Raw genomic sequence first — 12,005 nt, forward strand, 5'->3', positions numbered from 1 at the left:
GGCAAGGGCAATCGAAGGGTAGCAATTTATGGCGTCTGTCACCATCAGCAACATAAAGAAGGACTATGGCGCCGTCTCGATTATCGATGGACTCGATCTCTCGATCGAGGATGGCCAGTTCGTCGTTCTGTTGGGACCGTCCGGCTGCGGCAAGTCCACGCTGTTGCGTATGATAGCCGGTCTCGAGCCCATCACGTCCGGTGAGATCGCCATAGGCGACAGGGTCGTCAACACGCTCCATCCCAAAGACCGCAACATCGCGATGGTCTTCCAGAATTACGCGCTTTACGCGCACATGACAGTCTTCGACAACATGGCCTTTTCCATGCAGTTGAAGAAACGCCCAACCGATGAAATCAAACAGAAGGTCGGATGGGCGGCGGCGATCCTCAATCTGACCCCCTATCTGGAACGGTACCCCCGCCAGCTTTCGGGCGGTCAGCGGCAGCGCGTCGCCATGGGCCGCGCCATCGTGCGGGACCCAACTGTGTTCCTGTTCGACGAACCGCTGTCCAATCTCGATGCCAAGCTGCGCGTGCAGATGCGCACCGAAATCAAGGAGCTCCACCAGCGGCTGAAGACCACCACCGTCTATGTCACGCATGACCAGATCGAGGCCATGACCATGGCCGATGTCATCGTCATCATGCGCGACGGCCATATCGAGCAGATCGGGCGCCCGCTCGATGTCTACGATCGCCCGGCAAACCTCTTCGTCGCCTCTTTCATCGGCTCGCCCGCAATGAACATGTTCCATGGCGAGGTGGCTTCCGAGCGCGGCGCCTGGGTGGTGCGGGCCGACGAGCTATCCCTCCCGCTCCCGCCAGGGGCTGCGGTCCGGCCCGGCCAAAAGGTGATCTACGGCATTCGCCCCGAACATCTTCGACCAGTGGCCGACGGGCGCGGCATTCCGGCGAGGATTACGGTTGTCGAGCCGACTGGCCCCGAAATCCACATCTTTGCCAGCATGGGCAACACCGCGATCTGCTCGGTGCTGCATGACCGCATGGAGCCCTCTCCTGGAGCGGTGATCCATCTGGAGCCGGCGCCTGAGCGAATCCACCTGTTCGACGAGGATAGCGGCGAGCGGCTGGACAAGGGAAGAAGCTGAATGGCGCGGATCATCATCCTCGGCGCCGGCGTCATGGGCTCTGCCATGACGCTTCCGGCCGCTCATGCCGGTAACCACATCACTCTTGTCGGGACCCATCTCGACGAGGAGATCGTCGGCTCGGTGGCCAGCACAGGTCGTCACCCTCGCCTCAACATCACTCTGCCTGACGCGGTGACCGCCTGTTCCTGGACCGAATTCGGGGCAGCGATGAACGATGGACCCGATCTGCTTGTACTCGGTGTTTCGTCGGCCGGCATTCCTTGGGCGATCGACCGCATTGCGGAAAGCATCAAGTCGCCCGTGCCGATCCTGATGATTACGAAAGGACTTGCGGCAACCGACGAAGGCATCGAAATCCTGCCACATCCGCTTGCCCGCGAGATCGAGCAACGCACTGGGTTGTCTGTCCCTGTGATGGCCATAGGCGGACCGTGCATTGCCGGCGAACTGGCCGCACAGCGCGACACGTCTGTGATCGTGGCCGGGCACGATCCCGACCAAGTGACCGCGGCGTCCCGCATTCTGCGTGCGCCTTTCTATCATGCGCGATCGTCATCCGATCTCGTCGGTGTCGAGATCTGCGCTGCTTTCAAGAATTTCTACACACTCGCCGTTGCGGCCCCCGTTGGGCTGCTCGAGCGCGACGACAAGGCGCCCAATGGCGCGCTCATGCACAACCTAGCCTCGTCACTTTTCTCGCAGTCCCTCGCCGAGATGGCGATTCTGGTCGAAGCTCTGGGTGGAAAAATCGAAACGGTGCTGGGGCTGGCCGGCTCCGGCGATCTTTATGTGACCTGCCAGGCGGGCCGTAACGGTCGCATGGGACGCCTGCTCGGCCGCGGCCTGCCTTATTCCGTGGCGAAGCGCGAACATATGAGTTCGGACACGGTCGAGGGGGCGCAACTGGCGCTGGACCTTGGTCCGGCTTTGAAGAATATGATGGGCCGGGGTGTACTTCCCCACGATCGCCTGCCGCTGACGAGGGCCATCATCGACGCGATTTGCCATGATGCTCCGCTGGTTTTGTCCTTCGACCGCTATCATCGAGGCTAGCGGAGCCGGGGAAACTCGATTGATGCCTCATATCGATGAGCACATGGCTCCGCCGAGCCCGCTCTGGACCCGCTGCCGCGGAGTGGACAGGATGATCTGATGGAGAAACCAGCACGAAAGAAACGCGACGGCCGCCAAGCCATAACGAGTTCCGTCACGGCCGATCGCGAGGAAGGCCTGCTCGTGCGCGCCGCCTGGCTTGCTTACGTCGGTGACCTCACCCAGGCGCAAATCGCCAAGTCTCTTGGCCTGACACGCCTTCGCGTCAACCGGATGCTGGCGCATGCCCGCCAGCGGGGGATCGTCCAGATTCGCATCAATTCCAAGGTGGCGAACTGCATCGAGCTAGAGCACCGGCTGCGGGACGCCTATGGCGTCTCCGAACCAATCGTGGTTCCGACACCGCCCGATCCTGCCCTGGTGCCACAGGTCATCGCAGCCGCTGCCGGTGAAGCCCTGTCGCTTAGAATCCATGACGGAATATCGGTGGGCGTGGGATGGGGACGGACGCTCCAGCTTAGCCTGCGGTCAGTGACCGTGCGCCCGGTCAAAGGGATGTCGGTCGTTTCCCTGCTTGGCGGCCTCACGCGTGGATCGGCGATCAACATCTACGAGATCGCTTCGCGGCTCGCGGCGCTTTTCGATGCGGAATGCTTCTACATCGCAGCACCGGTGTTCACGGACACCGAGGCCACGCGCGACCTGCTTATGCGCCAGTCCATTCTGGAAGACGCCTTCACTCATGCCCGCGACGTTGACGCCGCTTTCGTTTCGGTGGGCGCGGTGCACAAGGACGCCACCATCTTTCGGATCGGACTGGTAGGAGACGATGATCTCAGATCGCTCCGCGAAGCCGGAGCGGTCGGCGATATTTGCGGCCATTGGATCGGCGCCGACGGACAACTCGTCGATCACCCGCTAAACAGTCGCGTCATCGGCCTCGCCCCCGAACATCTGCGCGACGTCGACACTGTGATCCTGCCCTCCGGCGGCCTCGACAAGGTTCCGGTGCTGCGCGCCGTACTGCATCTCGGAGTCGTCGATGTGCTGATCACCGACGAGAAAACCGCTGAGGCGGTCCTTGCGGAAAAGCCGTAGCGCAGACTGACCTCTACCAGCAGAGCGGCCCGCGAGTGATCGTTTCTTCACGTCACAGAACCTCGTGGATTTCCTCGATCGAAGTCTCGCCGATCCGCTTGTCGAGAACGATCTCGCCGCGCGCCATGGCAACGACCCGGTCACAGCATTCGAAAACATGATGCATGTTGTGGCTGATGAAGACGCTGGTGATGTTCTGGGCCTTGAGGGCGCGAACGAAGCCGATCACCTTTCGCGTCTCTTTCACCGAAAGATGATTGGTCGGCTCGTCGAGGATCATGACTTTCGACTTGAAGTGCATGGCCCTGGCGATCGCCACACCTTGGCGCTGGCCGCCCGACAGTTCACCGACCAGCGCGTCGGGCGACCTCAGATGCAGATCGACGTCGGCGATCGCTTTGACGCTTTCGTCACGCATGCGCTTCTGGTCCAGGATGCCGATGCCGAAAACCGAGCCCTTCACCGGCTCGCGTCCGATGAAAACGTTGCGGGCGATGGTCATGGTCGGGACCATCGAATTATACTGGTAGATCGTCTCGATGCCGCGATCCATGGCGTCGCGCGGGTTCGAGAAGCGGACCGGTTCGCCTTCGATCCTGATCTCGCCGCCATCGGGCTTTTGGGTGCCTGACAGGATGTTGATCAGCGTCGATTTGCCGGCGCCATTGTCGCCGACGAGGCCCAGTGCCTCATCTGGGTAGATGTCCAGCGTGACGTTCTTCAAGGCGTGGACGCCGGAATACCATTTCTGGAGTCCCTTGATCGCGATGATGGGTGCCGCCATGATCAGGTCTCCACCTTCATTGCCCTGCCCCGCTTTCGAAGCCAGGCATTCATGACGACCGCGAAGATAGTCAGAAAGCCGATTGCCATCTTGAACCAGTTGGCGTCAACCTGACTCAGCACCAGTCCGTTGTCGATGACGCGGATAAGGGCAGCCCCGATGATGCCGCCGAAGATGGTGCCGATGCCACCAGCCAGCGAGGCACCACCGATGACGGCAGCCGATACGGCTTGCAACTCCAGCCCCTCGCCGATCGAGGGCAGCGGCGCGCCGAGCCGCATCACCTGAATGGTGCCGGCAAAACCGGCGAGCACCGAACAGATCATGAAGCAGGCGACCTTCACCCGGGCCGTCGGGATGCCCATCGACTGCGCGGCGGGCAGAAAGCCGCCGGTGGCGCGCACCCAGTTGCCGAAATTCGTGCGCGACAGGAGCACCGTCACCAGGATCGCCACGGCGACAAACCAGAAGAACGACATGCGAAAGAGGTCGCCCGGCCCGACATAGATCGTAAACAGCCATTTGGGCAGAGCGTTAGCTGGGATGACAGGAGGGAAGCCACCGGAGATTACCACCGTTAGCGAACGCGCGATGAACAGCAAGCCAAGCGTGGTGATGAAGCTTGGTATCGCGAAACGAATCGTTATGAACCCGTTGAAGAAGCCAATCAGGGCGGCGATCGCGAGGCCTGCGGCAAAGGCCGGCGCGAACGGCACGCCTGCCGCGAGCATCACCGCCATGGTCATCGGGGTCAGCGCAAAGACCGAGCCCACTGAAAGATCAAACTCGCCGCATATCATCAGCAGGGTCACGCCGATCGCGACCAGCCCCATTTCAGGCAGCAGCCCAAGCATTCCCCGCACGTTCTGCGTGTTCAAAAATACGCCGTTCGAGCGAATCTGAAAGACGAGGAGGAGGAGGAGCAGGAACACAACCGCCGCAAGCTCCGGCTTCTCCAGATAAATCTTCATCAAGCGCTTCATCATTCGCTCCGGCTTAGGATTGTTTGCGCTGGCTTGTCGCATCGGCAAGGGGGATGGCGGCAGTCTGTCTTCTACCGCCTTTGACGGGGAGATGCCGTTGGAGGATGGGACAGAGCCAACGCCCAAGGCCGTGCTGCCTGGCCCTCCCCCTTGCCCTCTCCGCGAAAAGAACGAGAGAGGACGCCGGCTTCGCGCCTACCGCACGCCTTGCGCGGCCAGTTCCTTGAGTTTCGGCACGTCTTCCTTGACGATGATGCCCTTGCCAGTGTCGATGTCTGCCGGCAGCAGACCGACGTTCTTGGCGAGATAGGCTTCCATCACCGGCATGAAGCCCTGCATGTAGGGCTGCTGGTCGACCTGGACCTGGATATAACCCGCTTCCATCTGTTGCAGGACCTCCGAGACGATGTCGAAGCCGCCCATCAGCACCTTGCCCGGCTCTATGCCGCGATCGATCAGTACCTGGGCGACGTAGGCATGCCAAAGGCCGGTGTCGAAATACACCGTGGTGTCGGGGTGGGCAGACAGATAGGCGCCAACACGATCGGCGACGACGGCGCCATCTGTGCCGGTGTCGAGCCGTTCAATGACCACTTCGCGTCCGGCATTCGCGGCTTTGTATTCCTCAAGGAACTTCATGACGCCGGCAGCTCGCTGTTCCGACCAGTTCTGACCGGGCGCGGAGACGCCGACGAGCGCCCTGATCTTGCCTTGCTTGGGGAAGAACTCGGACATCTTCTTGCCGAGTTCGTAGCCGGCGGGAATGAAGCCCTGGCCGATGAAAGCCTGGCGGGCATTGCCGGCTGCACCCTCGGTGTCGTCGACGTTGGACGCGATGACCGTGACGCCGGCAGCGCGGGCGTCGGCGATGATCTGGTCGAAGGCATTGTTGTCGACGATCGAGGTGATCAGCGCGTCCGGTTTTGCCGCGAGTGCCGCCTGCATGTTGGCCGATTGTTGCTCGATCGAGCCTTCGGTCTGCGTGAAGACCATCTGGCAATTGGCCTGGATCTTGGCGCAGGCGTCGTCAAACCCCTTCTTCACCGCCTGCCAGAACGGGTTCGACGCCGACGAATGATGCGTGAAGACGATGTTCATCGGCTCCTGGGCGCGTGAGCCGATTGCCGAGCCTCCAGCCAGTACTGCTCCCAAGGCTGCCGAGATAAGTAGCTTCTTCATGGTTCTCCTCCTCCGTAGAAAGCTGCTTCAGGTTCATTTTCAGAGAGTCGATGCGTCGGTCACCCGTCGAAGCGCCGTGAAGGCGCGATCGATTTCCGGGTTCAGTTCCATGCCGAGGCCCGGTCCGGGAGGCACGGTGATCATGCCGTTCTTCACCTCCGGCAAAGCGGTCACAAGGTCGCGGTACCAGGTCTTGTAAAAGGCCCTGACGCTCTCCTGGACAAGCGCGTTCGGCGCATTCAGTGACAGGTGGGTCGATGCGCCGAGCACAACTGGACCGGTGCAGTCATGTGGCGCGACCGGCAGGTGCCATGCTTCAGCCATGGCAGCGATCTTGCGCGCTTCCGAGAGCCCGCCGCACCAACTGATATCGAGCATAATGACACCGGCCGCTCCGGTTTCGAGAAGGTCGCGGAAGGCCCACCGGGAACCGAGCGTCTCCGAAGCCGATATCGGCGCCAGCGACGCCTCGGCATAGCGTTTCAGGCTGGACAGGCTGTCCATCCTGATCGGATCTTCGTGCCAGAAGGTCTTGTAGGGCGCAAGCTCGCGAGCGATTTGCATGGCCGGCAGCAGCTGCCACATTGAATGGAATTCAACCATGATGTCCATCTTGTCGCCGACCGCATTGCGGATTTTCTCGAATGGTGCCAGCGCGGAATTCAAGTCGGGCTGCGATATGTAAAGGCCGCGCGTTTTCTCGGCGGCCATATCGAAGGGCCAGATCTTCATGGCCGTGATGCCTTCCTCCAACAACGAATGCGCCAGTTCGTCGGCGCGGTGAAGGAAGCCGTTCAGATCATCATAGGCGTCGCCGGCCTTATCGAGCCCGTAGTTGGCCGTTTTCTGCCCGGTGGCCTTCTTGATGTATTCGGTTCCGGCACACGTGTTGTAGGTCCTGATCTCGTGCCGGGTGAAACCGCCGAGGAGCTGTGCGATCGGCTGACCCGTCGCCTTTCCGAACAGATCCCAAAGCGCGATATCGAAAGCGGAGTTGCCCCTGACTTCCGCGCCCGTCGATCGGAAACCGAGATAGCCGACGAGGTCGGCGGCAAGCAGATCGATCTGCAAGGGGTCGCGCCCGATCACGCACGGCGCGACGTATTCGTGCAGATAGGTCTCGACGGTCTCAGCCATGAAGAAGGTCTCGCCCAGTCCGACGAGGCTCTCGTCCGTGTGAACCAGAACCCAGAGAAGGTTGGGCCGCTCCTTGAGCCGCAGCGTTTCCAGTTTCGTGATCTTCATTGCGCGCCCGCTCCTCAGGCGATGCCGGCCGCCAGCAGGGCCTTGACGCTCTCGTCAAAATGCCTCGCCATCAGGTCACGAGCCGACTGGGGATCACCGGTCTCGATTGCTTCGGCGAGTTCGATATGGATCTGGATCATCTCCAACTGCTCGGCATCCGAAGGGCGGCTGCGCCAGCCGATCGGCCAGGTCTGGCGCGATACGCGCTCGAACGCGCCGACGATGAGGCTGAAAACCGGATTCTTTGCAGCCTTGGCGATTTCGAGATGGAAGGCGAGATCGTGCTCCATGACCTCTTCCGGCCGCTGGAAATTCTCGCGCATGGCGAGCGCGTGGGTCCTGATCCTTTCCACTTCGTCGGCTGTTCTGCGCAAGGCCGCCAGCATGGCGGTGCGGGTCTCAATCGTGCGGCGCACGTCGTAGATTTGCTGCACCGTGATCTGCTCGGTGTGGACGCCATGCTCGATCACCAGCGACATGGCGCCATAATCCAGCTCGGCGACGGTAGCCCGTCTGCCTGCCCTCAGGTCGATAAGCCGCATGGCGGCGAGCGAGCTGAAGGCCTCGCGAACCACGGTACGCGAGACGCTCAATTGTCTCGAAAGCGCGGCCTCGCTGGGCAGCCGGTCGCCCGGCCCGAGTTCATGCGCGCGAATATGGCGCGTGATCTCGCCGATCGTATTGCTGACCAGGCTCGCAGCGTCGGAATGTTTTGCGGATACGGCCGTGCTCACGCAATCTCCAGTTCAGGAGTGGGCAAACCTGTATGGCAGGTTTTCCAGATGTGTTGATAGTACCTAGGAAAGCTGTATGTCAAGCTCTGGTCGGCCTCATCGCCGGAAAGACCGATGACCAGAGGCTTGCATGACCGATGCTCTTGACGCGACCGATGCCGGTCGGCCGGGTGCGGGGCGCCTGCGTGATCGGACAGGCGATCATCTCGCTTGAGTAGGAAGACACCGGCGGGCGGCCGACCGTGCCGTCCGAAAATATCTCGGCGGATGATTCACTGATATTTCGATCGACCCACCCCATATGGGTGGACAGAGTGTCACTTGAGGACTTGCCTATGCTGATTTCGCGTTCAGGACGGTTTGCAGTTTTGTTTGCAGGGTTGTTCCTGGCGTTTTCCATGGTCGCTGTGGATCACGCCGATGCGCGTCGTGGCGGCAGCTTCGGCAGTCGCGGCATGCGCACTTTCCAGCCGGTCCCGCCGACGAGAGTTGCGCCGCAACCGGCCGCACCGGTCGAGCGCTCGATGACGCCGAATGCCGCAACGAACAATGCGGCCCGTCAGCCGCAGGCATTCCAGCGCCCGGGCTTCTTCAACGGCCTCGGCGGATCGATTATGCGGGGGCTGCTTCTTGGCGGTTTGATCGGCGTTCTACTGGGCCATGGGTTCGGCGGCTTGGCCGGCATGTTGGGTCTTTTGCTCCAAGTACTGCTGATCGGCGGCGCGATCATGCTGGCGATCCGCTTTTTCCGCTCGCAGGGGGCGCAAAGCCCGGCGCCCGCTATGGCCGGTGCCTCGCGGGGTACGGGGACGTTTGGGCGAAGCGCAGCAGCCCGGCCTGAGCCGAGCAACGCCACAGCGTTCCCCACTCCAGGTATTGGGTCAGGATATGGCGGAACGAGCCAAGACAATGCTTCCGATGAGATCACACTCACCCAAACCGATCTCGACACGTTCCAACGGCGGCTGACGGAAGTTCAGGAAGCATTCGGGCGCGAGGACCATGCTGCCTTGCGCCGGCTGGCGACGCCGGAAATGGTCTCCTATCTGTCCGAGGAACTTGCCGATAACGCCAAAAAGGGCGTCAGGAACGACGTATCGGATGTGAGCCTGTTGGAGGCCGATATTGCGGAAAGTTGGCGGGAGGGTGATCGCGACTACGCGACCGCTGCTTTGCGCTATGAATCTCGTGACGTGACCCGCGATCGCGTAAGCGGCAAGATCGTCCAGGGCCAGCCCGATCAGCCGACGGAGACAACCGAACTGTGGACCTTCATGCGCCAGAACGGCGGGGACTGGAAGCTCGCCGCGATCCAGCAGCCTGGCTGATGTGCTTGCCTGAATTGAATGTCTCCAGGAGGCTTGTTCAGTTTTGCCGGCTGCGCGCTTGAAGCCCAGTCAGCCGAGGTGAAGCAGCGCCGCCCTATCGGCCCAGTGGCAGCTTCGAAGTCATAATCAGTTCGGCCTCGTCCATCACTCCGGCCATGTAATTTGCAATGATGCGCGACGCGAGCGCTTCATGCTCATGCTCGGATTGACAGTCACCCTTGAGCCCGTCGAATACCCGGCCCAGAAGCGCCAGCTCGGATGGATTAAAAATACCAGCAGTCTGGGCTTTTCGATGGATCGGCATGGCCAATTCTCCGTCTCGGATGTTCTCAGCCGAACGATAGAACCGCCCCTCCAAGATTTGCATTAAAGTTTGCTAAGATCATGCTGGATAGCCACAGAAAAACGCCCGTCACGTGGAATAAGGGCATTGCGTGGCGCCGCGGATGCCACCGCCGCACTGTGGGCGCACCGCGGTCGAACAGGTGAGAGGCGCTTGGAGAGTGGGCCGCGAGCCAACAAGCCTCCGATGTGCTTGGGTAAGGTGACGGCGAGCACCCCACGGTTGTCGTTGTTCAATCCGTTGCGGACTGGTGCGGTAACTCGGTAGGGCGCGTCGGCGCCGTCTCGAGCTGGTCAGTCAATCGATTCTTCAGCACATCAATGAGGCTGACGGTGATGGCGATCACCGCGGGGCCGAGGACAAGGCCGGATGCTCCGAACAGGACGATGCCACCGATCGAGCCGATAAAGGCCACCACCGTGTGGAGGCGCAACCTGTTCCCGACAAGCATCGGATAGAGCAGATTGTCGATGCCACCGACAATGACGCCGCCCCAGACGGTCAATATCGCCGCGCTGGCCCAAGCCCCCTCCAGAGCGAGATAGACCGCCGCGGGCACCCAGATCACGAATGCCCCGAGCACAGGCACGATGGCAAGAAGTCCCATGACAAGGCCCCAAAAGACCGGCGTGGGCAGACCGAGCCACCAGAACATCAGACCACCTAGTGTTCCCTGGACGGCGGCGACGAACACGGTGCCGAGCAGTGTTGCATGAACCGTCTCCGCAAAGCGGGACAAGACGTGTGCCGTCTCGGGAGCGCGCAGGGGCGAAAGGCCCGCAACGGCTTGCAGGCCCTGTTGGCGATCCCGCAGAAAATAGAACAGAAGATAAAATGTCAGGCCGAACATCGCGACCTGATAGATGGAGCCACGCAACAGCGATGTGCTTTGTCCCGTCAGCCATTGTACGAATGCCGCGACCGAACCGGCCGGATCGAATTGATTCTCAATCCATTGGGCAACGGTCGAAAGCGTGGGATAGTCAGACATGAAGCCGTCTGCGTCCCAACCACGGACGACCTCCTGCAGATAATTGGCTCCGTTTACCGCCTCGCGAACGAGCTGCTGTGCGACGAGTACCAGCGGCAGGCCGACGGCAATCGCAGCAACGCTTACAGATATCAATGCGGCCAGGTTTCGATTTCCGACCCGTCTCTCAACCCATCGATGAGCCGGAGACAGGATGATTGCCAGGACCAGCGCCCAGGTCAATGCCGGCAAAAAAGGCCACGCCAGCAGATAGCAGACATATAGACCGATTGCCGCCGCTGTGAGGACGCCGAGCAATCTCAATTGTTTCACGTCCGGCATCTGTTTCAGATCAGGCACCTTTCGCTGTCTCGCAAGCCCAGCGAGCCTAATTGGTTTCTTGAAAAAAGGGCAGCGTCGGCTGCCGGTTACGGTGCAGGCAGGATGGCGAAATCGCAAGCGTAGGGTGCTTAGGGCAATTCAGGGATTTGCCGCCTATTCATCAGCAAACCGCTCTCTCAGGGCTTCAATGGCGGTTTTCAACGCGGCTTCGTCAACACCCACACCCAGATGATATTGTCTGCCAGGCCGTGGTATTCATGCCGCAGTACATTTCCGATCGTGCGCACCTGACGCCCTGGGATGTCCGGCTGGAGGGCTTTGACTTCATCTGGCAAGCCCCGGCTGGCCTCGGAAATAATTTCGGTGCCGCGCTGCACAGCGTGCTTGAGAACCCAGTCGCCTTGATAGTCGGCCACGGTTTTGCCTGCGACAGCGGCCTGAATCCCGTTGATGGCCTCGAGGGGTATCGTCCAAGGCATGGCGGAATTCACGTGCCATTCAGAAGATGCGCACGGCCGATTGTTCGATTTGCGGCCGCAACCGGGGATGCAGGCCATCCCGCGTGGTTACGTCGACCGGGACGTGCAGTTCATCCTCCAGAAGGAGCTTAATGCCCACAAGATCGAAGGCATTGAAACGGCTCTTGGGATCATAATCGATGAAAAGGTCAAGATCGCTTCCTTGTCCGGCTTCATCTCGAACCGTTGACCCAAACAGGTAAAGCGCGGTCGCGCCCATGCGTCTCACGGCATCAGCTGTCCGCTGCAACCTGTTGATGGCGTCCACTCTGTTCATGGCCTTAACTCATATCAGCGAGCACAACTTATCCACT

14 protein-coding genes are annotated in these 12,005 nt (G+C 60.9%); 4 read left to right on the plus strand and 10 right to left on the minus strand.

Features of this window, described 5'->3' with window-relative positions; all coding sequences use genetic code 11:
- Positions 1–28 precede the first annotated feature (28 nt).
- The 3 genes from NKI95_RS24580 to NKI95_RS24590 all read left to right on the plus strand — a co-directional run bounded on the left by NKI95_RS24580 (position 29) and on the right by NKI95_RS24590 (position 3,265).
- A complete protein-coding gene (locus NKI95_RS24580) occupies positions 29–1,111 on the plus strand; it encodes an ABC transporter ATP-binding protein (protein ID WP_352719852.1) in 1,083 nt (360 codons plus the stop codon).
- On the plus strand, positions 1,112–2,167 hold the full coding sequence (locus NKI95_RS24585) for a hypothetical protein (protein WP_352719854.1): 1,056 nt from the start codon (positions 1,112–1,114) through the stop codon (positions 2,165–2,167).
- A 99-nt stretch (positions 2,168–2,266) separates the two neighbouring features.
- The gene (locus NKI95_RS24590) at positions 2,267–3,265 is read left to right on the plus strand and encodes a sugar-binding transcriptional regulator (RefSeq protein WP_352719856.1); all 999 of its coding nucleotides are present in this window, start codon (positions 2,267–2,269) and stop codon (positions 3,263–3,265) included.
- A 52-nt stretch (positions 3,266–3,317) separates the two neighbouring features.
- Here NKI95_RS24590 and NKI95_RS24595 read toward each other — a convergent pair whose 3' ends face one another.
- The 6 genes from NKI95_RS24595 to NKI95_RS24620 form a co-directional block, all read right to left on the minus strand.
- Entirely contained in the window at positions 3,318–4,049 is a 732-nt protein-coding gene (locus tag NKI95_RS24595) for an ATP-binding cassette domain-containing protein (protein ID WP_254819755.1), read from the minus strand.
- A gap of 2 nt (positions 4,050–4,051) precedes the next feature.
- Positions 4,052–5,032, minus strand: a complete 981-nt coding sequence (locus tag NKI95_RS24600; RefSeq protein ID WP_352719859.1) for an ABC transporter permease — start codon at positions 5,030–5,032, stop codon at positions 4,052–4,054.
- Between the two features lie 195 nt (positions 5,033–5,227).
- On the minus strand, positions 5,228–6,211 hold the full coding sequence (locus tag NKI95_RS24605) for a sugar ABC transporter substrate-binding protein (RefSeq protein WP_352719861.1): 984 nt from the start codon (positions 6,209–6,211) through the stop codon (positions 5,228–5,230).
- Positions 6,212–6,250: 39 nt separating this feature from the next.
- Complete coding sequence (locus NKI95_RS24610) at positions 6,251–7,456, minus strand: mandelate racemase/muconate lactonizing enzyme family protein (protein ID WP_352719863.1); 1,206 nt, start codon at positions 7,454–7,456, stop codon at positions 6,251–6,253.
- 14 nt (positions 7,457–7,470) lie between these two features.
- Positions 7,471–8,190, minus strand: a complete 720-nt coding sequence (locus tag NKI95_RS24615; RefSeq protein ID WP_352719865.1) for a FadR/GntR family transcriptional regulator — start codon at positions 8,188–8,190, stop codon at positions 7,471–7,473.
- A gap of 79 nt (positions 8,191–8,269) precedes the next feature.
- On the minus strand, positions 8,270–8,590 hold the full coding sequence (locus tag NKI95_RS24620) for a hypothetical protein (RefSeq protein ID WP_352719949.1): 321 nt from the start codon (positions 8,588–8,590) through the stop codon (positions 8,270–8,272).
- On the opposite strand from NKI95_RS24620, the gene NKI95_RS24625 reads away from it, so the two are divergent.
- A complete protein-coding gene (locus tag NKI95_RS24625) occupies positions 8,529–9,518 on the plus strand; it encodes a Tim44 domain-containing protein (protein WP_352719945.1) in 990 nt (329 codons plus the stop codon). The two genes, NKI95_RS24620 and NKI95_RS24625, sit on opposite strands and share 62 nt — an antisense overlap.
- Positions 9,519–9,612: 94 nt before the next feature.
- Here the strand turns inward: NKI95_RS24625 and NKI95_RS24630 are convergent, their stop codons facing one another.
- From NKI95_RS24630 to NKI95_RS24645, 4 genes are all read right to left on the minus strand, one after another.
- Complete coding sequence (locus tag NKI95_RS24630) at positions 9,613–9,822, minus strand: hypothetical protein (protein WP_352719867.1); 210 nt, start codon at positions 9,820–9,822, stop codon at positions 9,613–9,615.
- Between the two features lie 271 nt (positions 9,823–10,093).
- Positions 10,094–11,191 carry an AI-2E family transporter gene (locus tag NKI95_RS24635; protein WP_352719869.1) on the minus strand — a complete coding sequence of 366 codons (1,098 nt, stop codon included), beginning with the start codon at positions 11,189–11,191 and terminating at the stop codon, positions 10,094–10,096.
- A 179-nt stretch (positions 11,192–11,370) separates the two neighbouring features.
- Positions 11,371–11,664 carry a HepT-like ribonuclease domain-containing protein gene (locus NKI95_RS24640; protein WP_352719871.1) on the minus strand — a complete coding sequence of 98 codons (294 nt, stop codon included), beginning with the start codon at positions 11,662–11,664 and terminating at the stop codon, positions 11,371–11,373.
- 7 nt (positions 11,665–11,671) lie between these two features.
- Positions 11,672–11,968 (minus strand): nucleotidyltransferase family protein, encoded by a 297-nt coding sequence (locus NKI95_RS24645; RefSeq protein ID WP_292655791.1) that lies wholly within the window; start codon positions 11,966–11,968, stop codon positions 11,672–11,674.
- Between the last annotated feature and the right edge of the window lie 37 nt (positions 11,969–12,005).

The organism is Mesorhizobium sp. M0306 (assembly GCF_040321655.1).
GTDB lineage: Bacteria > Pseudomonadota > Alphaproteobacteria > Rhizobiales > Rhizobiaceae > Mesorhizobium.